The organism is Rhodococcus sp. OK302, from assembly GCF_002245895.1.
Taxonomy (GTDB): domain Bacteria; phylum Actinomycetota; class Actinomycetes; order Mycobacteriales; family Mycobacteriaceae; genus Rhodococcus_F.
Map to the genome: position 1 here is coordinate 1284094 of NZ_NPJZ01000001.1, position 21992 is coordinate 1306085.

23 protein-coding genes and 1 tRNA gene are annotated in these 21992 nt (G+C 60.4%); 15 read left to right on the forward strand and 9 right to left on the reverse strand.

The window, feature by feature from the left end:
• Nucleotides 1–2: 2 nt before the first annotated feature.
• Complete coding sequence (locus BDB13_RS05755; protein ID WP_094270800.1) at nt 3–974, reverse strand: prephenate dehydrogenase; 972 nt, start codon at nt 972–974, stop codon at nt 3–5.
• A gap of 71 nt (nt 975–1045) precedes the next feature.
• Here BDB13_RS05755 and BDB13_RS05760 point away from each other — a divergent pair, with 71 nt between their 5' ends.
• The 7 genes from BDB13_RS05760 (at nt 1046) to BDB13_RS05790 (ending at nt 4203) form a co-directional block, all read left to right on the forward strand.
• Complete coding sequence (locus tag BDB13_RS05760) at nt 1046–1585, forward strand: tRNA adenosine deaminase-associated protein (protein WP_094274702.1); 540 nt, start codon at nt 1046–1048, stop codon at nt 1583–1585.
• On the forward strand, nt 1586–2047 hold the full coding sequence (locus tag BDB13_RS05765) for a nucleoside deaminase (protein ID WP_094270801.1): 462 nt from the start codon (nt 1586–1588) through the stop codon (nt 2045–2047).
• Nucleotides 2048–2187: 140 nt separating this feature from the next.
• On the forward strand, nt 2188–2379 hold the full coding sequence (locus BDB13_RS05770) for a CsbD family protein (protein WP_094270802.1): 192 nt from the start codon (nt 2188–2190) through the stop codon (nt 2377–2379).
• Nucleotides 2380–2435: 56 nt separating this feature from the next.
• Nucleotides 2436–2526, forward strand: a tRNA-Ser gene (locus BDB13_RS05775).
• A gap of 193 nt (nt 2527–2719) precedes the next feature.
• A complete protein-coding gene (locus tag BDB13_RS05780; RefSeq protein WP_094270803.1) occupies nt 2720–3403 on the forward strand; it encodes a YceI family protein in 684 nt (227 codons plus the stop codon).
• Nucleotides 3404–3512: 109 nt separating this feature from the next.
• On the forward strand, nt 3513–3863 hold the full coding sequence (locus BDB13_RS05785) for a YidH family protein (RefSeq protein ID WP_094270804.1): 351 nt from the start codon (nt 3513–3515) through the stop codon (nt 3861–3863).
• A gap of 1 nt (nt 3864) precedes the next feature.
• Nucleotides 3865–4203, forward strand: a complete 339-nt coding sequence (locus BDB13_RS05790) for a DUF202 domain-containing protein (RefSeq protein ID WP_094270805.1) — start codon at nt 3865–3867, stop codon at nt 4201–4203.
• On the opposite strand, the gene BDB13_RS05795 is transcribed toward BDB13_RS05790, so the two are convergent.
• On the reverse strand, nt 4169–5110 hold the full coding sequence (locus BDB13_RS05795) for a sterol desaturase family protein (protein ID WP_094270806.1): 942 nt from the start codon (nt 5108–5110) through the stop codon (nt 4169–4171). The genes BDB13_RS05790 and BDB13_RS05795 overlap by 35 nt on opposite strands.
• A 111-nt stretch (nt 5111–5221) precedes the next feature.
• Between BDB13_RS05795 and BDB13_RS05800 the strand changes: the two genes are divergently transcribed.
• Complete coding sequence (locus BDB13_RS05800) at nt 5222–5677, forward strand: RrF2 family transcriptional regulator (protein WP_094270807.1); 456 nt, start codon at nt 5222–5224, stop codon at nt 5675–5677.
• 12 nt (nt 5678–5689) lie between these two features.
• Here the strand turns inward: BDB13_RS05800 and BDB13_RS05805 are convergent, their stop codons facing one another.
• On the reverse strand, nt 5690–6802 hold the full coding sequence (locus BDB13_RS05805; RefSeq protein WP_094270808.1) for a GGDEF domain-containing protein: 1113 nt from the start codon (nt 6800–6802) through the stop codon (nt 5690–5692).
• Between the two features lie 230 nt (nt 6803–7032).
• On the opposite strand from BDB13_RS05805, the gene BDB13_RS05810 reads away from it, so the two are divergent.
• From BDB13_RS05810 to tgt, 5 genes are all read left to right on the forward strand, one after another.
• Nucleotides 7033–7647, forward strand: coding sequence for a TetR/AcrR family transcriptional regulator (locus BDB13_RS05810; RefSeq protein WP_094274703.1), 615 nt, complete (start codon nt 7033–7035; stop codon nt 7645–7647).
• A gap of 66 nt (nt 7648–7713) precedes the next feature.
• Nucleotides 7714–10062, forward strand: a complete 2349-nt coding sequence (locus tag BDB13_RS05815; protein ID WP_094270809.1) for an MMPL family transporter — start codon at nt 7714–7716, stop codon at nt 10060–10062.
• Between the two features lie 124 nt (nt 10063–10186).
• Entirely contained in the window at nt 10187–11920 is a 1734-nt protein-coding gene (locus BDB13_RS05820) for an ABC transporter ATP-binding protein (RefSeq protein ID WP_094270810.1), read from the forward strand.
• The gene (locus tag BDB13_RS05825; RefSeq protein WP_094270811.1) at nt 11917–13848 is read left to right on the forward strand and encodes an ABC transporter ATP-binding protein; all 1932 of its coding nucleotides are present in this window, start codon (nt 11917–11919) and stop codon (nt 13846–13848) included. Before BDB13_RS05820 ends, BDB13_RS05825 begins: the two co-directional genes overlap by 4 nt.
• A 288-nt stretch (nt 13849–14136) precedes the next feature.
• A complete protein-coding gene (tgt, locus tag BDB13_RS05830) occupies nt 14137–15426 on the forward strand; it encodes a tRNA guanosine(34) transglycosylase Tgt (RefSeq protein WP_243620253.1) in 1290 nt (429 codons plus the stop codon).
• Here tgt and BDB13_RS05835 read toward each other — a convergent pair.
• Entirely contained in the window at nt 15417–16142 is a 726-nt protein-coding gene (locus BDB13_RS05835) for a queuosine precursor transporter (protein WP_094270812.1), read from the reverse strand. The genes tgt and BDB13_RS05835 overlap by 10 nt on opposite strands.
• 119 nt (nt 16143–16261) lie before the next feature.
• The gene (locus tag BDB13_RS05840; RefSeq protein WP_094270813.1) at nt 16262–17044 is read right to left on the reverse strand and encodes an RDD family protein; all 783 of its coding nucleotides are present in this window, start codon (nt 17042–17044) and stop codon (nt 16262–16264) included.
• Between the two features lie 128 nt (nt 17045–17172).
• On the opposite strand from BDB13_RS05840, the gene BDB13_RS05845 reads away from it, so the two are divergent.
• Nucleotides 17173–17790, forward strand: coding sequence for a DUF4190 domain-containing protein (locus tag BDB13_RS05845; protein WP_094270814.1), 618 nt, complete (start codon nt 17173–17175; stop codon nt 17788–17790).
• Nucleotides 17791–17800: 10 nt separating this feature from the next.
• Here BDB13_RS05845 and BDB13_RS05850 read toward each other — a convergent pair whose 3' ends face one another.
• The 4 genes from BDB13_RS05850 to BDB13_RS05865 form a co-directional block, all read right to left on the reverse strand.
• Entirely contained in the window at nt 17801–18541 is a 741-nt protein-coding gene (locus BDB13_RS05850) for an EAL domain-containing protein (RefSeq protein ID WP_094274705.1), read from the reverse strand.
• 199 nt (nt 18542–18740) lie between these two features.
• A complete protein-coding gene (gene gluQRS / locus BDB13_RS05855) occupies nt 18741–19664 on the reverse strand; it encodes a tRNA glutamyl-Q(34) synthetase GluQRS (RefSeq protein ID WP_094270815.1) in 924 nt (307 codons plus the stop codon).
• Between the two features lies 1 nt (nt 19665).
• Entirely contained in the window at nt 19666–20265 is a 600-nt protein-coding gene (locus tag BDB13_RS05860) for a TetR/AcrR family transcriptional regulator (protein WP_094270816.1), read from the reverse strand.
• Nucleotides 20266–20315: 50 nt separating this feature from the next.
• Nucleotides 20316–20876 carry a TIGR03086 family metal-binding protein gene (locus tag BDB13_RS05865; protein WP_094270817.1) on the reverse strand — a complete coding sequence of 187 codons (561 nt, stop codon included), beginning with the start codon at nt 20874–20876 and terminating at the stop codon, nt 20316–20318.
• 228 nt (nt 20877–21104) lie between these two features.
• Here BDB13_RS05865 and BDB13_RS05870 point away from each other — a divergent pair, with 228 nt between their 5' ends.
• The gene (locus tag BDB13_RS05870) at nt 21105–21968 is read left to right on the forward strand and encodes a pentapeptide repeat-containing protein (protein ID WP_254922725.1); all 864 of its coding nucleotides are present in this window, start codon (nt 21105–21107) and stop codon (nt 21966–21968) included.
• The last annotated feature ends 24 nt before the right edge of the window (nt 21969–21992 follow it).

Here is a 21992-nt window from a genome sequence, read left to right on the forward strand (position 1 = left end):
AGCTAGTTGCTCCGGCGGATTACGCCGCCACGACGTCCGGCGTCGCGCATCCGATCGATCCATCCGGGTTCTCCGACGCTTATGTCGGTGATATCCCAGCGTTCCTGCGATTCGTAGGCTCCGCGCGCCGCAAACCCGGCGTCGACGAGTTCTGCTGTCGAATCATTGTCGTGGAGATCGATTCGCGCGCGCTGCAGTAGTTCGAGTGCCTCGTCCAAGGCGATCAGCAGAGCGTCGCGGTTGCCCTCGCACATCGCGCGCACCAGTCCCGGTGCACTGCCGGCTACACGAGTGCCGTCCCGGAACGATCCGGCTGCCAATCCGAGGGCGAGTTCGCCGCCGGCAGCACCGGTGATCGCCAAGGTTTCGGCCAGCAGATGCGGCAGGTGCGAAATTCGTGCCACAGCTCGGTCGTGTTCGAGGGACTCGGCGGGAACCACCACCGAACCGCAATCGAGAGCCAGGTCCGCAACCTGCGTCCACACGTCGGCGTCGACACCCTCGTCGGTTGCCACGACCCAGACGGCGTCGGTGAAGAGGTCCACATCGCCCACCGCCCAGCCTGAGGCCGACGTTCCGGTCATGGGATGGCCGCCCACAAAACGCGTACTCAGACCACGGCGTTCGACGGCAGTCTTCACTTCACCTTTCACGCTGACGACGTCGGTGATCGGGTTGTTCGGGGCATGCGCCGCAATGGCTTCGAGGGTGGCGTCAACTGCCGGCATCGGGACGGCGATCACGATGATCGCGCTGGTAGCGTGCGCTTTCCGCAGAACGGCAGTCAGGTCGGTGTCGGCATCGAAGCCGTCGGCACGGGCGGCTTCCGCCGATTCGGCAGAACGGTTGTAACCCCACGCCTGGCGACCCGAGCGCGCAGCGGCCCGCAGCAGCGAACCGCCGATCAAACCGAGGCCGAGAACGCAGACGGGCGGGGCGGAAACTGTCGCAGGCACTCGTTCAGGTTGGCATATCCGGAGTGGAACTTCGCTACCCGGCAGGTACGGACTTCACTACCTGGCACTTGCCGGGCTACCGTTGCGCCATGGGTGCACAGCGCGCGAGTAACAAGAGCGCCTCCTCGAATCAGTCGGAGGAGTTCGAAGGCTTCGGGATGGCGGTGGTACGTGAAGAGGGAAAGTGGACGGTCAAGCCGTTGACTTCCGCAGCCTTGACGTCACTGGCGACAGCCGAAACCGAACTTCGCGAGCTTCGTAGCTCCGGTGCCGTCTTCGGTCTTCTCGACGTCGACGACGAGTTCTTCATCATTTTGCGCCCCGCGCCGACGGGAACGCACGTGCTGATTTCCGATGCGACCGCAGCCATCGACTACGACATTGCTGCCGACGTACTCGACGCACTCAACGTCGAGATCCCCGATATCGATCCGGACGAGCTCGACAGCGTGGAACCCTGGGCCGAAGGGGACTTGTCAGTCCTGGCGGATCTGGGGTTGCCGGAACCCGTCCTCGCAATTATCTCGGCCGACACCGATCTGTACCCGGACGAGCAGTTGACGATGATCGCTCAGCGACTCGGATTCGAATCCGAATTCTCGTCTGCGCTCGACAAACTTCCTCGGTAGATGTCTCTCGCTGACGATCAGCGCATGATCCGTGTAGCCATCGATGCTGCACTCGGTGCGTCGGACGCAGATGTTCCCGTCGGCGCCGTGGTCTTCGATGCCGACGGCGTCGAGGTTGCTCGCGCGGCCAATGCGCGTGAAGCGTCGTCCGATCCCACCGCACATGCCGAGATTCTGGCCTTGCGGGCTGCCGCACGCGTCTACGGCGACGGTTGGCGTTTGGAAGGTGCGACGCTCGCCGTCACCCTCGAACCCTGCACGATGTGTGCCGGCGCGCTGGTCCTCGCTCGTGTTTCACGTGTAGTTTTCGGCGCTTGGGAACCCAAAACCGGGGCCGTCGGGTCGCTGTGGGACGTGGTTCGGGACAGAAGATTGACCTACCGTCCGCAGGTGCGCGGTGGGGTGCTCGAGGACGAATGCGCTGGGCTTTTGGAGGATTTTTTCCGCGAGCACCGGTCCTGACACCGATATTCCCGACGGAGATCAATTCCACATCGGGGTAGCCCGAACCGGACATCGCGGGCATGGTGGAGGCAGATGCCGTCACGGCATCGCGAATTGCCGGAAGGTGATTTGTTCGCGTTCATTCGATGGGAGTACTCATGGGAATCGCAGACAAAGCTCAGAACAAGGCAGAAGACCTCGGGGGCAAGGCCAAGGAAGCCGCGGGCAGTGCAACCGGAAACAAAGACCTCGAAAACGAAGGCAAGGCGGACCAGGTGAAATCTGCCGTCAAAGATGCTGGTGAGAAGGTCAAGGACGCCGCTTCCAGCATCAAGGACAAGCTGACGTAAAGCCGCGTCACCTGGCGATTTTTATTCTCGGGGACACGTCCGGTAAAGTAACCAACGGTGGCGTGTCCGAGCGGCCTAAGGAGCACGCCTCGAAAGCGTGTGACGGGTAACCCCCGTCCGAGAGTTCAAATCTCTCCGCCACCGCCAAGAGTCCCCCGCCTGTTAACGCAGGTGGGGGACTTTTTTTGTGCGTTTTGCGCGCCTCCTGATGGTGCGAACGACGCTTTCGTCGCCTCAGATGCGCCGAACGTACCGTTCGCTCGAGTGCGGAGGCACTTCCCAGGACTCTCCCAGCTAGGAACTCCTGACAACCGTTGAAGCTGCAACTAGCCTTGGAAGCATGAAAAAGATGTGGTGGATCGGCGGAGCTGTGGTCCTGATTCTGCTCGGTCTGCTCGTGGGGCCGTGGGCGTACGGAAAGTTCGTTGCCGAGGACGACGCACCCGCTGCAGTGGTATCCACCCAGGGTGCAGAAGCGGCATCGGGATCGATCGACGGTACGTGGACGGTCGCGGCCGGTCAGGGCGATAACCGGACGGCAGCCGGGTACACCGTGCACGAGATTCTCAACGGCGCGAGTGTGACCGTCGTGGGTACCACCGGTGAGGTGACTGGCAATGCGACGGTCGAGGGTGAAAAGCTCACCGCCGGTGAAGTGACCGTGCAGGTCGCGAGCATCAAGACGGATTCGGACCGCCGTGACGGCCAGTTCACCGGCAACGTGATGAGCACCAGCACCTATCCGACTGCGACGTTCACGATCAACTCACCCGTCGACCTGTCTTCGGTACCGACGGACGGAACGACGGCGACGGTGACTGTGCCGGGCACGTTGACGCTCAAGGGAGTGTCCAAGCCGGTGTCCGTGGACATGACAGTTCTGCATTCGGGTGACTCGTTGATCGCGTCGGGATCGATTCCGGTCACCTGGACCGACTTCGGCGTCGAGCCGCCTTCGCTCGGGTTCGTCACGGTCGACGGCAGTGGCTCGGTGGATTTCCTGGTATCGCTCACGGTGTCCTGATCAGGCCCGAGTGTGGGCTCGGAGGAGCGCCAGGGAAGATTAAGGACATGGACTTGAATGTGCAACGCGTGCTCGGATGCGAGTGTTGCGGCGACAGGCTGCAAACGTAATGGTCAACTGGAAGCCGTTTCGATCGGGCGAAGACCCGGATCCGCGATTCACGCTCGCCAACGAGCGGACGTACCTCGCCTGGATTCGTACCGCGACGGCATTCATCGCGTCGGGTGTCGGGCTCGAAGCCTTCGGCGGCGATATCCTGCCGGAGACGGTCCGTGGCGCTTTGGCAGCCTTGCTGTTGGTCGGCGGCGCACTGATTGCGATTACGTCGTTCATTCACTGGATCAGTGCAGAGCGGGCGTTGCGTGCAGATCGCTCGTTACCGGTTCCGTTGATGGCGCCGGTGGTGGGGATTGTTCTGGTGATCTGCGCGACGGTCCTGGTGATCGAGGTTGTGAGCTGACGTGACTTCGGTCGAGTCTGAAGACGCGCCGAAGCCTCCGGACAAGGGATTGCAGTCCGAACGCACGTCGCTTTCGTTTGTGCGTACGAGTCTGTCAATTCTCGGTTTGTCGGCGGCGTGTTTGCGCTGGCTGCCGCCGTTCGGGGCGGCGGCGTTGATCGGTCCCGCGCTCGCCGCGCTGCTGATCGTCGGAGTGACAGTTCATGAACGTCGTTCGAGGCCGGCACGATTGGCATTGTTTGCGACCGAAAAGGCCACGCCCGCATTGGGTATGGGGGCCGTGCTTGCGGCAAGTCTGCTTCTCCTCAGCGCTTCGGGGCTATGGATTCTGCTGAAGTGAGTTCGGATTTCGGTGCCCAGCCAGGCGGACCGAAGGTGTAACCGAGTTTGTCTCGCCACGTTGAAGCGCTACGCCAATCGCGGGCAATGGCAGCGTATTCGTGAGTCTGCAGTTTCCAGATGTTGTACGTTCCGACCGGCGTCGTGAGTCCGTAAGTGGGCCTGTGGGTTTCAGGTTCGAAGGTGCCGAACAACCGGTCCCAGATGATCAAGATTCCGGCGTAGTTGCGGTCCAGATATTCGGCATCGGACCCGTGGTGGACGCGATGATGTGACGGTGTGTTGAAGATGAATTCGACAGGCCGCCAGAGTTTCCCAACTCTTTCCGTATGAACGAAGTACTGGTAGATCAGGCTGACCGAGACTCCGACGAAGATCATCCACGGTGCCATTCCCAGAAATGCCAACGGAAGCCACATGATGATTTGGACGCTTTGGTTCCACTTCTGGCGAAGTGCCGTGCTGAAGTTGAAGTATTCGCTCGAATGGTGCGCTTGATGCGTTGCCCAGATAACCCGAACTCTGTGTGCCATACGGTGATACGTGTAGTAGAGGACATCGATTCCGAGTAGGAGAATCACCCAGGTGTACCAGGCGGTCGGCGGCAGATGCCACGGCGCGACGTACACCCAGACCGCGACGTAGCCGATCAGTGCGAGTACTTGCCAGAAGGCGCTTGTTGCCAGGGAGACCAACCCGAGAAGAATGCTGGTTCGGGCGTCGACCGCGCGGTAGCCGCCGACTGCGGGTCGTGCTCGACCGTCCGCGCCGTCAGGCTGATTTTCGAGTGTTCGCGCTGCGATCCATTCGATCACCAGGAAGAGGACAAACGCGGGGATGGCCAGCGTTACCGGATCATGAAGCGGTTCGAGTAACGACTTCCAGGATTGGAGAAGGGTCTCCCACATGCACTTTGTCCTGTTCTCTCCAGTGAGTCGTTACATCATGCACCAGGGATGTAACTACAGGGACGAGAATGGCCCTTGTGCCTTTCCATAGCGGAATGGTAGGAATTCCCGATGCACATCACCGCAAAGGTGGACTACGCCGTGCGGACTTTGACGGAACTCGCGGCGGTCGGTCCAAGCCCGACTAAAGCTGAATTTCTCGCCACATCACAGGTGATTCCCCATAAGTTTCTCGAGGCAGTGCTGTCGGATCTACGACGCGGCGGACTCGTCAGCAGTAAGCGCGGACCGGAGGGGGGCTACTGGCTTGCCCGGCCGGCGTCGGAGATCACCATTGCCGACGTCATACGCGCGGTGGAGGGACCGTTGGCGTCGATCCGCGGTCAACGGCCGGAGGATGTCGACTACAGCGGACCGGCGTCGCCTCTCAAAGAAGTGTGGATCGCGGTTAGGGTGAACCTCCGCGCGGTACTCGAAAACGTCACGATTGCGGACGTCGCAGTCGACGGACTGCCGGAATTCGTTCACGAGTTGACGGCGGATCCGGGGGCCTGGAAGCGGCGCTGACGGCGCTGGCAGCTACTTGGTTCGGTTGAACCGCGTCATGTCGAGTGGCGCGGTGTTTGCCGAGTTTCCGCCCGCTGACTTTGCTTGGTACATCAGGTGATCCGCATGCACGATTGCTCGGGAGAAGGCGTTGTAGTCGAACTGTTCCAACTGCGGAATGAACGGCATCGTGACGGCGCCGACGCTGACGGTCGCGAGGGGAGCGTCGGTGGGTTCGATGGCGGCGCGGGGAAGCGTCGCGATGCGTTTGCGCAATCCGTAGGGCGTTCCGATCATGACGATCGTGAATTCTTCTCCGCCGGTGCGCGCGACGTAGCCGAAACCGTTGACGTGTTGTTGTAGCCGGTTGGCGGTTCTGATGATGACTGTGTCGCCGACGTCGTGGCCGTAGGCGTCGTTGACGGCTTTGAATTTGTCGATGTCGACGACCGCGACGGCGATGTCGGCTCGGTTGGAGTGGGCTATCGACCAGACGCGTTCCGAGATGTCCCACATTCCGCGACGGTTGAGCAGTCCGGTCAATGCGTCGATCTTCGAGCCCGACGCGCGGGCCAGTAGTTGGCGCCACGCGAACTGAATGGTGGCTGGAATGAAGATGACGGCGCACAGTACGACGTCGGTGCGCGCGATGATGCCGGCAGTGGACGATGTTCCGTCGGCTATGGCGAGGATCGCGAGGGAGATGATGAAGGTGCAGGAAAAGGCCAGGTGGAAGGCGAGCCATCGAAAGTTGAGAAAGTATGTGAAGTAGGCGCCGGAGGCCACGAAGAGCGCCGTGGCGAAGAGTGCTGCATCGTGGTTGGTGAACGTGATGATGACGGACGCTGTCCCCAGGTCCGCCCAGATTCCGAATAGTTTGGTGGATCGCGGTCCACGAACCTTCCCCAGGAACCAGGCGGTGGTGGGGAAGAGGTTGACTGTCGCGAAGGCGATGAGCCAGGCGCGAGCGAAGGGGCCGTCGGGTCCTTCGTCGCTGATCAGAAACAGATACGCGACGATGGAAAAGTTGAGCGAACAGAACCCGATGGTGATGTTGACGAGTCTCAGCACTGATCCGGGACCGTTCTTCGTTCCCCACAGCATGGCCGAGGACGGCACCGGCCAGGTGTGTAGGAGTGAATCCATGGAGTTCCTTAGCGGTTCAAGATGGTGATTCGACGCTGGGTAGTCGGTTGGTTAATCAACGGCAACCATATTGCGTAATTGTCTGGCGTGGGTGGGGGTTTGTCGAGAGCGTGCGATTTTATCGACAGATGTGACAGGCATTACAGCTGGCAACCGGGTGTGCCGCAATCCACAATTTTGCAGCACTCTGCAAACTTGCAGATGTCTGCAAGTTCTGTAGCGTGGGCGGAGTGATATTCGAGCCAGGCCTTCGTGACCGCAAGAAGGCAGCAACCCGTTCCGCGCTCAGCGATGCAGCGGCACGGCTTGCTCGTGCACTCGGGATCGAATGCGTCACTGCCGACGCGATCGCTTCCGAAGCAGGAGTGTCGACGAGGACTTTCCACAACTACTTCTCCAGCAAGGAGGAGGCAGTACTCGCGCACTTCGAAGAATCTGTCCACGAGTGGCTCGAGATGCTCGCGGCGCGGCCGGCAGACGAGCCGATTCTCGATTCGCTCGAGGCTCTGTTGATCGGGATCGTGAACGACCCCACTAGGCCTCTCGAAGAGTCCGCCAAAGTGGGCGTCCTGCTGGATGGCAGTCCCGCGTTGTATCGCAAGGCTGCTGAAATGCACCAACGGATCGGCCGGGAAGTCGCCCAGGCATTGGCGGACCGCACCGGTACCGATGTCGACCGGGATCTCTATCCGACCCTCCTCCTCGCGGCGGTGGGCGGGGCATGCAAATCGGCGATCGACGTCTGGATCGGAGGGAAGTCGGAGGCTTCCGGCCCAGAGGAACTCGTCCGTGACGCTTTTCGCCAGATTCGGGCGGGGCTCCCGGCTCCGCCGCCACGTTCCTGACGCGGATTTTCGGGTTACACATCAAATCTGTCCACGTACACGCACCGAAACAGCAAGGAGCCCGTCGTGGCCACCTATCTCTATCGGATCGGCAAGTTCGCCTATCGGCGAAAAGGTGCGGTCCTCAGTCTCTGGCTGATCATTCTTGTTCTCATGGGTGTCGGAGCGGCCACCTTGTCCGGTCCGACCAAGGACTCGTTCAACATTCCGGGTACTCCCGCGCAGCAAGCCCAGGACTTGATGGCGGAGCGTTTTCCCGATGCTGCCAATCCGATGGATTCGTTGATTGCGCGATATGTAGCCCAGGCCCCCGCAGGTACGACGCTGTCCGATCCGGAAAACGTCAAGGCCATGAATGCCATGCTCGAGAAGATCCGCGGCATCGACAAGGTCACTGACCCGGCCAAGGTCGACCCGGTGACGGCAACACCGCAGCAGGCTGCCGGCGCGTTGGTCAATCCGGTTGTCGCCAACGATTCAATGGTCGCGATGTTCAAGGAAAAGGCTGCGGCTACAGGTGCTTCCGAGGAACAGGCGCTTGCCGACGCCGCTGCGTTGTCGCCGCTCAGCCAGGACGGCACGGTCGGATACATCGAAGTCCCGTTCGTCGGCACGATGACTGATGTGGACGATGCGCTGACCGAGTCGATCAACGCCGCTGCCGATGTGGGACGCGCTGAAGGACTCAACGTCCAGGTCAGTGGTTCGGCCGCTCAGGTCGCGGAGATGCCCGGTGGACTCGCTGAGCTGATGGGTATCGCAGTTGCTGCTGTCGTTCTCGCCCTCACATTCGGTTCGCTTGTAGCAGCAGGTCTTCCGCTGATCACTGCCATCATCGGCATCATGATCGGCAGCCTCGGGATCACCGTCGCTACGGGCTTCATGGATCTCGGTTCCATGACCCCGACGCTGGCGGTCATGATCGGACTGGCGGTGGCAATCGACTACTCGCTGTTCATCATGTCTCGGTTCAAACATGAACTCACGCTTACCGAAAATCGAGCGGAAGCCGCAGGCCGAGCCGTGGGAACTGCCGGATCTGCAGTGGTGTTCGCCGGTTTGACAGTCATCATTGCGCTCGTCGCGCTACGGGTTGTCGGTATCCCGTTCCTCTCGGATATGGGTGCGGCAGCAGCATTTACGGTACTGATCGCAGTTCTCATCGCTTTGACGTTGTTGCCCGCGATCCTGGGCATGTTCGGCAAGAAGGCTTTTGCGGGCAAGATTCCGTTCCTCGGAGACAAGGCTCAGGGCGCCGAAAGCTCGAGCAAACCCAACTTTGCTCTTCGCTACATCAACGCCATCGTCCGTCGTCCACTGGTTCCGCTGATCGGCGGTGTCGCCCTGTTGGGTGCATTGGCTTTTCCTGCAACGGGATTGAATCTGGCACTACCGTCCGAGGCCACCGGTGACCCGGCCACAAGTTCACGTCAGGCATACGACCTGATCAACGACGGCTTCGGTGACGGTCGGAACGGCCCGCTCCTCGCCGTCGTCGACGCGAAGGACGCCAACATTCCGGCCGGAGAGGCCTTCGCAAAGGTCGTCTCCACGATCTCGGACTTCGGTGACGTCTCGAACGCCCAGGTCGTCGGAGTTAATCCGGCCGGTGACACGGCACGCGTCCTGATCACCCCGAAGAGTGGACCTACCGATCCGGCCACCATGGAATTGGTGTCCAGTATCCGCGCCGCCGAAGGGGCGCTGCATGATTCGATCGGTGTCAACTACGGCATCACCGGCCAGACGGCTCTCGAGGGTGATATCTCGGAAACGCTCCAGAGCGCACTGGTTCCGTACCTCGCGGTAGTCGTCGGGTTGGCATTCATCCTGTTGCTCTTGGTGTTCCGCTCGATCCTGGTTCCGCTTACCGCAACGTTGGGCTTCCTGCTCAGTGTGCTGGCGACATTCGGTGCCACCGTCGGAATCTTCCAGCACGGCTGGTTCGGCATCGTTGCGAACCCACAACCGCTTGTGAGTTTCATGCCGATTTTCCTGATCGGCGTCGTGTTCGGACTCGCGATGGATTATCAAGTGTTCCTGGTGACGCGGATGCGTGAGGAATATGTCCACGGAGCCAGTGCCAAGCAGGCCGTGACCGTCGGCTTCAATCACGGCGCCCGCGTGGTCAGTGCTGCAGCGGTCATCATGATGTCCGTGTTCGGTGCCTTCATGGCAGAGCCGAACTCGTTCATCAAATCGATCGGGTTCGCGCTCGCGGCGGCAGTCTTCTTCGACGCCTTCATCGTGCGCATGGTGATCATCCCGTCTGTCATGGCACTGCTCGGTGACAAGGCGTGGTGGCTGCCGAAGTGGCTCGACAAGATTCTGCCGAACATCGACATCGAGGGTGAGAAGCTCAACCAAACCCTCCGTGCCGAAAAGGAAGCGGAACTAGCCGCGACATCTGCCTAGTTCGGTTATCCGGAAAGGCGTGCCCCAGTCGACACTTCAGTCGGTTGGGGCACGCGCTTTTTTCGTCTACTGAGTCGAATATTCGGGGGCAGTTGTCGGTGAGGCTTGGTAACCTTCGCTCACTATGCTGATCAGGCTGCTGCGCACTTACCTCGAGCCGTACCGCGGCGAACTCACGGGCGTTGTTGTCCTGCAGTTCATTGCGACCATGGCTGCCCTTTACCTTCCCAGTCTCAACGCCGACATCATCGACAACGGCGTGACAAAGGGAGACACCGGCTACATCCTGTCCACGGGCGGGATGATGCTCATGGTCACTCTGACGCAAATCCTGTGCTCGGTGGGGGCGGTGTTCTTCGGAGCCCGCGTCGCAATGGGCATCGGGCGTGACCTGCGAGCCTCGGTGCTCCATCAAGTCGGAACGTTCTCGGCCCGCGAGGTCGGATATTTCGGTGCACCGTCACTGATCACGCGTAACACCAATGACGTCCAGCAGGTTCAGATGATGGTCGTGATGAGTTGCACCATCCTCGTCATGGCTCCCATCATGTGTATCGGCGGCATCATCATGGCGGTGCGTCAGGACGTAAACCTCTCGTGGATTCTCGGCGTCAGCGTCCCGCTGCTCGTGATTGCGATGAGCTTGATCATTGCCCGCATGGTCCCCGGTTTTCGTCTCATGCAGGGCCGCCTCGACTCCGTCAACCGAGTTCTCCGTGAACAGATCACCGGCATTCGCGTAGTTCGAGCGTTTGTTCGTGAGCCTTCCGAGGTGAAGCGCTTCGGTCAGGCCAACGACGAACTCACCGAGACTGCTCTCGGAGTCGGCAAGTTGATGGCGCTCATGTTCCCGTTGGTGATGCTGATCAGCAACGTCACCAGCGTGGCCGTGATCTGGTTCGGTGGGCATCAGATCGACAGCGGGTCCATGGAGATCGGCTCCCTCACCGCGATGCTCAGCTACATCATGCAGATCCTGATGGCCGTCATGATGGCGACGTTCATGGCCGTCATGTTGCCGCGCGCGTCGGTGTGCGCCGAGCGTATTTCCGAGGTCCTCGATACCGACTCCTCCGTCGTCCCGCCCAAGAATCCGATCTACGAACTTCGCACCCCCGGTGTCGTGGAACTTCGGGGCGCCCAGTTCCAGTTCCCCGGCGCCGAGGAACCGGTGCTACGCGACATCACCTTCCGCGCCGAACCCGGCAAGACCACCGCAATCATCGGTGGTACCGGATCGGGAAAGACGACACTGCTCAATCTGATTCCGCGCCTCATCGATTCCACGTCCGGATCGGTATCCGTCGGTGGCGTCGACGTTCGCGAGATCGATACGGAACTGCTGTGTTCGGTCATCGGACTGGTGCCGCAGAAGCCGTACCTGTTCTCCGGCACCATCGCATCCAACCTTCGCTACGGAAATCCCGACGCCACCGACGAGTGGTTGTGGGAGTGTCTCGAGATTGCACAAGCCGCAGATTTTGTCCGGGACATGCCCCAAGGTTTGGACACCCCGGTGGCCCAGGGCGGTACGACGGTTTCCGGTGGTCAGCGTCAGCGACTCGCGATTGCCCGAGCCTTGGTGCGTAAGCCGCAGATTTACCTGTTCGACGATTCCTTCTCCGCCCTCGACCTCACCACGGACGCACGCCTGCGTGCAGCGCTGCGGCCGGTCACCCAGGACGCATGCATCATCGTTGTCGCGCAGCGTATTTCCACCATCGTCGAAGCCGATCAGATCATCGTGCTCGACGACGGTGCCATCGTCGGCGTCGGCACCCACGAAGAACTGCAAGTTACTTGTCCCACCTACGGCGAAATTGTCGCCTCTCAGCTAGCCGTACAGGACGCATCATGAGCAATCGACCGAGTTCTTCGCCCCCGATCGGCCCGCCCGGTGGCGGTGATCCCACCAAGAAGGCCATGAACTTCGGGCCTTCGCTCAAGCGCCTACTTTCGCGGCTCAGTCCCGACAAGCCGATTGTCATCCTGATTTTCGCTTTGGTAGCAGTCAGCGTCGTGCTGACATCGATCGCACCGAAGATCCTGGGCAACGCCACCAACCTCATTTTCGACGGGATTGTGGGCAAGCAGCTTCCTGCCGGAGTCAGCAAGGAGCAGGCGGTCGCGGGCCTACGTGCGGACGGCCAAGGCCAGCTCGCCGACATGGTGTCCGGCATGAACGTCGTGCCTGGAACCGGAATCGATTTCGACGAAGTCGGCCGAGTGCTGATGATCGTGCTGCTGCTGTTTGTCTGTGCGGCGCTGTTCAGTTGGTTGCAGTCGTACCTGCTCAACATCGTGGTTCAGCGCACCGTTCGCCGGTTGCGTGAGGATATCGAGCAGAAGATTCATCGACTTCCCCTGCGGTACTTCGATACTCATGCGCGTGGCGACGTTCTCTCGCGTGTCACCAATGACATCGACAATGTTGCGCAGAGTATGCAGCAGACCCTGAGCCAGTTGGTGATGTCGGTGATGACGGTGATCGGCATTCTTGTCATGATGGTGTTCATTTCCCCGATCCTGGCTTTGATCGCGATTGCGACGGTTCCTCTGTCGATCATCGTCACAGCCGTGATCGCGAAGCGTTCGCAGAAACATTTTGTGGCGCAGTGGAAGAGCACCGGCGGCATCAACGCGCAGGTCGAAGAAGCTTTCAGTGGCCATGAGCTGGTCAAGGTATTCGGCCGTCAGAACGAGGTCGAAGAGCGCTTCCGTAAGCAGAACGAAGATCTCTACCAGTCGAGTTTCAAGGCGCAGTTCATTTCCGGTCTGGTCATGCCGGCCGTCATGTTCCTCGGCAACCTCAATTACGTTGCCATCGCTGTTGTCGGCGGCATGCGTGTTGCTTCCGGAACCATGACGCTCGGTGACGTGCAGGCTTTCATCCAGTACTCGCGCCAGTTCACTCAGCCTCTGACGCAGATCGCTTCGATGACGAACCTGCTCCAGTCCGGTGTTGCGTCGGCCGAGCGGGTGTTTGCTCTCCTCGATCAGGAGGAGCAGTCCACCGACTCCGTAGACGCTCAGTCGCCCGCAACGTCCACGGGCCGCGTGGCTTTCGAAAACGTCACGTTCAGCTACACGCCTGAACAACCTCTTATCGAGGACCTGTCGTTGGTCGCCGAACCCGGCCAGATGGTCGCCATCGTCGGACCTACCGGAGCCGGCAAGACAACGCTCGTCAATCTGATTCTTCGGTTCTACGAACTCAATTCGGGTCGAATCACTCTCGACGGTATCGACATCTCGAAGATGACGCGCGACGATCTGCGTTCGCGGATCGGCATGGTTCTTCAGGATGCCTGGCTGTTCGGCGGCACCATCCGCGAGAACATCGCGTACGGCAAACCGGATGCCACCGAAGAGGAAATTCAGCGCGCTGCGCAGATGAGTTACGTCGACAAGTTCGTGCATTCCCTGCCCGAAGGATACGACACCGTCATCGATGAAGAGGGCAACAACATCAGTGCGGGTGAGAAGCAGCTCATCACCATCGCGCGTGCGTTCATCGCGCAGCCATCCATACTGATTCTCGACGAGGCCACCAGCTCGGTGGATACACGTACCGAACTCCTGGTGCAGAGCGCCACTGCCGTGCTGCGCAGCGACCGCACCAGTTTTGTTATTGCGCACCGTCTTTCGACAATTCGGGATGCGAACCTCATTGTCGTGATGGAGGGCGGCCGGATCGTGGAGCAGGGAAGCCACGACGCGTTGCTTGCTTCGCGGGGCGCGTACTTCCGTTTGTACAACAGTCAGTTCGTGGGGGCGGAACTCTAGTCGGACCTTACGGTGGCGAGCATGCTGATCCGTGAGGATCTACTGTTGCTCGCCACCGACGGCACAGCCGCGGTACGAACATCACCTGCGCGTCATTCGGTGCGAGATTCTTGGTGACGCTCGCCAACGGAAGCCGGCAGAGGCTGGGCTGGTGTCGATTCTGACCGGCGCAAACCTGCTCAGGCTGCTACTACTGCAGCAGTCGCTGCATCGCTTGGGGCATCGACTTCGTCAGGACCGTGACCAGGGGCGATGAAGATGCTCGCGCAGCTGTGACAGGATTGTGCCGTGAATTCTGCAGTACAGCCCCAGCCTGATGCGTCTCCGTCGAAGCGCCCCGAATCTATTTTCACGATCGGGACCCGACTCGAAGACCGTCTGGGTCGGACCGGCACCATCCACACGCCGCATGGAGACATCGCGACGCCGTCGTTCGTCGTGGTCGGAACCAAGGCGACGGTCAAGGCCGTGCTGCCCGAATCCATCAAGGACCTCGGCACACAATCGGTGCTCGCCAATGCCTATCACCTGTACCTGCAGCCTGGCGCCGACATCGTCGACGAAGCCGGCGGTCTGGGCAAATTCATGAACTGGGACGGACCCACCTTCACCGACAGCGGTGGATTCCAGGTCATGTCGCTGGGCGTCGGATTCAAGAAGGTGCTCGCGATGGAGTCCGTCGGCGTACAGTCCGACGACGTCATCGCCAAGGGCAAGGAACGCCTCGCCACCGTCGACGACGAGGGTGTCACCTTCAAATCGCACCTCGACGGCAGCAAGCATCGCTTCACCCCGGAGGTGTCGATGCAGATTCAGCATCAGCTGGGCGCAGACATCATGTTCGCTTTTGACGAGCTCACTACCCTGCTCAACACTCGTGGTTATCAGGAGCGGTCCGTCGAGCGCACGCAAGCGTGGGCCATCCGCTGTATCAACGAGCATGAAAAGCTCACCGCTGAGCGTGCGGACAAGCCGTACCAGGCACTGTTCGGTGTGGTCCAGGGCGCGCAGTACGAGGATCTGCGTCGCCAAGCTTGCCGCGGCCTCGAGTCCATCGAGGGCGAGAACGGCTACGGATTCGACGGTTACGGCATCGGCGGCGCACTCGAGAAGCAGAACCTCGGCACCATCGTTCGCTGGTGCAACGAGGAACTGCCCGAGCACAAGCCCCGCCACATGCTCGGAATCAGTGAGCCCGACGACTTCTTTGTCGCCATCGAGAACGGCGCGGACACCTTCGACTGCGTCAACCCGTCACGGGTAGCGCGCAACGCCGCGATCTATGTGCGCTCCGGCCGATTCAACATCAACACCAGCCGCTTCCGGCGCGATTTCACGCCGATCGACGACGAGTGCGACTGCTACACCTGCGCCAACTACACCCGTGCCTACATTCATCACCTGTTCAAGGCGAAGGAAATGCTGGCGTCGACGCTCTGCACCATTCACAACGAGCGATTCACCGTGAAGTTGGTCGACGACATCCGAGCCAGCATCGAAGGTGGATATTTCCACGACTTCAAGGCCGACATGCTCGGAAAGTTCTACGCCAAGAAGATCCAGGCGGCTCAGCTGTAAGTCGGTTCGCGCTTCTTCACGTACGCGATGACGCGGTAGGTGATCGGCATGACCAGAACCTCGACGAGCGTCTTCCAGAGGAAGCCGACCAGCACGTAGTTGATGAAGTCTTCCCAGGTGCTGATGCCGATCACGCCGGCCGCGATGGAACAGAAGATGAGGGTGTCGGCGAATTCTCCGACAACCGTCGAGCCGATCAGACGCGCCCACAGGTGCTTTTCCTGCATGCGCTTCTTCATCATGACCAGAACCAGCGAGTTCAGGAGCTGTCCGACGAGGTAGGCAGCCAATCCGGCGACCAGGAGCCTGGGGATGACGCCGACGACGGTTTCCAGGGATTCCTGGTTTTCGTAGAAGGCGGCCGACGGCAACTGAACGGCGAGCCAGAAGCACGCAGCTGCCAGCATGAGCGCCCCGAAGCCGAGATAGATAGCGCGTCGGGTGGCCTTGAAGCCGTAGACCTCACTGAGGACGTCGCCGAGAACGTACGCGAGGGGGAAGAGGAAGAACCCGCCGTCGGTGATGATCGGGAGAAGCTGCAGCGGTCCGAGGGAAAACTCGGAGTCCGAGAAAAATGCGACGCCCTTGGTTGCGGCCACATTCGAGATAAGGAGTGTCGCGGTGAAGAGGGCGACAATCGTCGGGTAATAACCCGTACTGACGTGCGCAAACTTGGTCTCTGAGGCTGTTTCGTCTTGCTGATCCTGAGCTGTCACGTCAGCAATCCAAGCACCTCAGGGCACCTGGAAGCGAGTTGGAGACCGTCCAGTTGCCCAGAGCACACCGAAGGCCCGGCAGTTTCACGGTGATACTGCCGGGCCTTCGGTGTGGTGAGTTAGTTCTTGATTACCTGAGTGCCGCCAGCAAGTTCGTCGTGCTTGCCTTGTTTGGTGGGGCTGTTGTTGATCGTGACTGCGATGACGATGTAAGCCGCCAGCGCGAGCAATCCGCCGATGATCGGAATGATCGAAAGCAGAGTGAACGCGTTACGAATCGCCGATTGCTGCGGGGTCGGACGTGGTGCGCCGCCGGGGCCTTGCACTGACAAGCCAAGGATCTTCTTGCCCAGCGTCCAGCCCTGGGTGATTTCCATTCCGACGAAGTAGGCGAAGGTCAGGATTCCCGAGAACAGTCCGGAGATCAGAACCAAGGAATCGGCGCTGCTAACCAGGACTGCCAGGATCAGAGCGATGATGCCGACGATGATGCCGTCGATGACGCGGGCACCGAGTCGTATCCATAGATCACCCGGCAAAGCGCCGGAAGGGAGCCTGGCCGCACCGTAGCTGCCTTGGTTGTTGAACTGTGGGGGCGGCGGAAAGTTACCGCCCTGTGGCGGTGGCGGGTATCCACCGGGCGGGGGGTAGTTGCCCGGAGGGGGCGGGTAATTGCCTTGCTGCGGCGGATAGTTTCCACCAGGCGGGGGGTAGTTCCCCGGCGGGGGCGGGTAGTTCCCGGGCGGTGGGCCCGCGGGCGGCTGAAATCCGCCACCCGGAGGGGGAGTTACCGGTGGCGGGTAGTTCCCCGGCGGTGGTGTTTGGGGCTGACTGTACGGATCTTGCGGTGACTGCTTTCCGTCATCCGGATTCTTGTTGGGGTCGTACCCGCCGGTCGTCATCGTTTCCCCTCATCGTTGAAAGCTCGCTCGAGTTTGACAGTTAGTACGACCCTACTGTCACGGCGCACAAATGTGGACGGCATTTGTTCGTCGGGCAACGGATGTCATCGGTGGTTTAGGCTGCGTCCATGACGATTTCCGGGGGCAACGGCGAGAATTCGCCAGATGAATATCTGGCAAAACCTGGATACGGGGAGGTTCCGGGGCTTCCATCAGACGGAGCGGGACATTCGTCAGAAATAACGCAGTCATATTGGGAGATTCCGGGCTTCACATCTGCCACTGAGCAGTACCCAGGCTATCCGCCGCCGACGTATACCCCGGCTTCAGATCATCCGGTCCCGTTCGCGCAGCCAGTTCAGTATCAACCCCCAGCCCAGTATCAACCCCCAGTCCAGTATCAACCGCCGGCCCAATTTCAGCAGCCGGTCCAGTACCAACAACCACTTCCCTATCAGCAGCCGATGCAATACGGCGCTTACGGCCAATACGGCGGAGGCTACGCGCCGCCGGTAGGGACTAATGGGCTGGCGATTGCAGCGCTGGTGACGTCGATCGCGGGAGGGTGCACCTACGGGCTCGGGTCGGTTATCGGAATCATTTTGGGTGTTTTAGCACTTGGCCAGATAAAGAGCACTGGTCAGCAGGGGCGCGGTTTGGCAATCGCTGGTATCGCTGTCGGTGCCGCGATGATCGCAGTATTGGTGGCTTTCTTCATTATTTTTCTGGTAGTCGGTTCCGCTTAGCCGCCGAGTCTTACATAGCTGTGATGTGTGCGTCAGTCGGAAGTGGCTTCCCGAAGTAGTAGCCCTGCCCGGTGTCGTATCCAGCACGAACCACAGCAGCAGCTTGATCAGCGGTTTCGATGCCCTCGGCGATGGATTCCATCCCCAGTTTTTCGGCGATTTCGGCGATCGATTCCAGGACGATGAATGCTCGCTCGCGGGGGTGCTTCGTTTCGCTGAGCGCCCATGTCAGGGTCTGGTCGACTTTGAGAATGTCGATTGGCAGCTCCGACAGTGCAGCAAACGAGGCGAATCCGGCTCCGAAATCGTCGAGCGCAATGCGAATTCCCTCGTCGTGGAGAGTCTGCAGAGTGGCGGCAGCATCTTGGCTGACGACGCCGAGTTCAGTGACTTCCACGATGAATTTGTCGTGAGGTGTATCGGATCTACGCAGGGTATCGAGTATTTCGCGTGCCGCATTCTTTGTGGATAGTTGTCGAGGTGAAAAATTTACGGCGATATTCAAGTGGTCGTCCCAGCCTGCGATTTGTGCGCAGATAAGGTCGAGTGCTTGTAATCCGATCGGGATAATCAAGCCGGACATTTCAGCAGATCTCATGAAGTCTTGTGGTTCGATCAATCCTCGGAGTGGATGCCTCCACCGGAGGAGCGCTTCGTAACCGGTGATAACCGAAGATTTCAGGCTTACCTGGGGTTGGTACAACACCTCGAATTGATGGTCGTCGAGTGCCTCGCGAAGCTCGCGAACCATGCGGATTTCCTTTTCGTCCTGTTCCCGCTCCTGCCGCACTGCAACTCAGTGCGGTTGCCCCCCAGCGGGCGCGTGGTCATTCGAGGGTTTGGCCCTCGGTTGTAACCTGCTCAGGACGACATGTCCTGTTTGCCTTCACCTATGTCGAAGGTACTTCACTAAACGAAAATTGCCAACGATTAGCTGTTATTTCCGTCAGTTACCGCAATTCGGGTGGGCCTGCAGAATCATCGACGGTCACGATCCACGGTTCGTGTGGAATCTTTTGAGCATCGAACCGTTCGGCTAATTGCATTGGTGTGATTAGTTCTCCGGGTTCAGCCAATCCGACGCTCGACGCAATCATTGTCAGCACCTCGTCGGAACTGCGGCCGAGTGCGCGTTGATCGGAGAGCGTGACCGCACCGTCCCGCTTTGCCAGGCGCTTGCCGGCGGTGTTCAGTGCGAGAGGAACGTGAGCGTAAACCGGCGGCGTGATTCCGAGGAGCGTCGCCAAGTGCGCCTGGCGTGGGGCAGAACTCAACAGGTCGTCTCCGCGTACAACTTGGTCGATGTTCTGGGCGCCGTCGTCGACGACGACGGCAAGGTTGTATGCGGGCACGCCGTCGCCGCGAAGCAGGACGACGTCGTCAACTGCGCCGGTGACGTTGCCCCGCAGTGTGTCTGTAACCGTGAACGAATCGGTGTCGGACCGTAGCCGAAGAGCTGGGTTTCGGCCGGTCGCGAGTTTTTCGGCTTGCTCGGAGGCCGAGAGATTCCGGCACGTTCCCGGATACGCCCCGTCGGGAGAGTGAGGCGCAGACGGTGCTTGCAGGATTTCCTTGCGAGTGCAGAAGCAGGGGTACGTGAGCCCCCGACCGTTCAGTGTCTCGATGGCTTCCGCATACAGCGGCAGCCGATCCGATTGTTTGACGACCTCGCCGTCCCAGCCCAGGCCGAGCGCACGGAGGTCGTCGAGTTGACGGTCCATGGCACCGGGCCGGACTCGATCCAGATCTTCGACACGAATGAGGAACTCGCGGCCGGTGGTGCGGGCAAACAGCCAGGCCAGGAGGGCGGTGCGCAGGTTCCCCAGATGCAGATCACCGGAAGGGCTCGGTGCAAAACGTCCTGCTCCCACCACGTCAGCCCGCCAATCCGGTCGACACCTCGGCGTCGTGAAGGGTGAGGCGGATCTGACTTTCGAGGGCGTACTCGAGATAGTGCGCGGGATACAGGTCGGGATTGCCGATCGCGTCGAGTGCCAATCCGTTGACCGTCGCAAGGAGAAGTGCCGCGCGCGTTTCGGCTTCGGGCAGGGCAACCTGGATCAGAACGGCAGAAATGCCGGTGCGAACGGTGAACAGTGCGGTTCGCCGAATTTCTGCCAACGGTGCACTGGTCGCTGCCCGCACGGCAAATGCGGCCAGGACGTGAGCTTCGCGGGTGCGCTGCTCGTCGAGGGGGAGTAGCTGTGACAAAGCGTGGAACAGTGCGACGTGCGGGGAGGCGCCCGGCGCAGATTCAGTGAGACGATTCAGCATTCGCTCGGTCAAGGTGCGTAGCGCGAATGTCAACATCTGTTCTTTGGTCGAGAAGTGATGTTGGACAGCCCCGATCGACACCTCTGCGCGCTTCGCGACCTCTCGGACGCTGGCATTTTCGAGCCCTGATTCGGCGGCAACGTCAAAAAGCGCCGCGGCCAGCAAATCCGGGTTCGTAGCTGATTTTCGACCTTCGCGCATGCCTGGAGATTACAGGCGTATTGAAACAACCTGCACGTCAGGGGTGTTTTTCAGGCGGCACGGCCGAGATAGGCCATAAGTCGGGTTGCTTTGTCCGCGTCGTCGGAAACCGGCATCTCGGGGCCGCAGACGCCGTCCATTCGGATCGAATCGCCGAGGCTTGTAGCGATCTGCGACGCCCATTCCACATCGTCGTCCGGAATCGACGTGTCGGTACCGGTTGCGACGGCGAGATCCCATCCGTGAACGACCAGATCGAAGCACAGGAAACCTTCGACGGTAGCTCCGAGATTGGTTCGGCCGAAGTGGCCGTCGTACTCGAGGTTCGCCTTGGCCGGGTCGTCCAGTATGGCCTGCATCGAATCGCGCACCGCAGCCCACGCAGCGGCCGGGTTTTCGTCGACGGACGGACCTGACGCCAGTTCGAGGCCGACGACCTTGACCATGTCTCGTTCACTGTCGATCACATGTCGCAGTAGATCCCGCGCAGTCCAGCCGTCGCACGGAGAGTCGTTGTCCCAGTTCTGCTCGGGCACTGCGTCAATTCGCTGGGTGAAATTGGCGGCCAGATTTCGGTAGCGCTGGGCGGGGGAGATATCGGTGGAAGTCATGGAGCTGATTCTTCAGGATCTGGGGCGAATCGGGATTGTTTTCTTCGAGGCATTTTCCGGGCTGCTAGTTTGTCGGCAGTGCTTATCAAAACTTGTCTGTGACCCAGACCTTCCGTAGTGATCGTGCGCCGCGCCTACGTGCGGTGGTGATTCCGTGTGCCCCGAGAGGGAATCCGATATCGGGTTCCCGCCTCCCGTCCTGCACACACATCGCTACTGGGAGCTCACTTGATCATCTCGTCTACACCCACGTCCATGCCGTCATCGCTGCGTCGCGAGGATCTGCGCGCCGACTGCGGAAGTTGTTTCGCTTTGTGCTGCACTGCCTTCGGATTTTCACGATCGGCAGATTTTGCCGAAGACAAGCCGGTCGGCTCGCCCTGTCGGCATCTGGCATCGACGTTCTCCTGCACTGTCCATGAAGGACTCCGTCCCCGGGGTTTTCGCGGGTGTACGGTCTTCGATTGCTTCGGCGCGGGGCAGGTCGTATCGCAGCGATTGTTCTCGGGTGTCAGCTGGCGCGAACGGCCGGATACCCAGCCGGACATGTTCGCGGCATTCAAGATCGTGAAGCAATTGCACGAGATGCTGTGGTACCTGTCCGAGGCGGAGGAACGCGCCTACGGCCCGGATGCTGCGCACGAAGTTCGTGAACTCGAATCAGCAATTGCCGCACTGACTCACGGGAGTCTCGCCGAACTGTTCTCGGCAGACATCGGTGCACTGCACAGCGCGGTCAGAATGGTTCTGATGGAGGTCAGTGAGGAAGTTCGGGCTTCCTACTTCGCTGAAGCCGGCCATCTGGACCCGAACCTGGCACCGGCGGCAGATCTTGCCGGAGCCGATCTGCGGGCACGCAGATTGTGTGGGGCAGACCTGCGCGGGGCCTGCCTGATCGCTGCGGATCTGCGGGAAAGCGACCTCACTGCGGTAGACCTGCTCGGCGCGGATCTACGTGATGCGTGGCTGGAGGGCACCGATCTCTCAGCCGCGTTGTACGTCACCCAGCCTCAGATCAACGCAGCTCGGGGTAATGGCAAAACGCGTTTGCCGGCAAGCCTTTCCGCTCCCGCGCATTGGTTCGGTCACTAGCGAAGCGCGTCCCCGTCCTGGGCG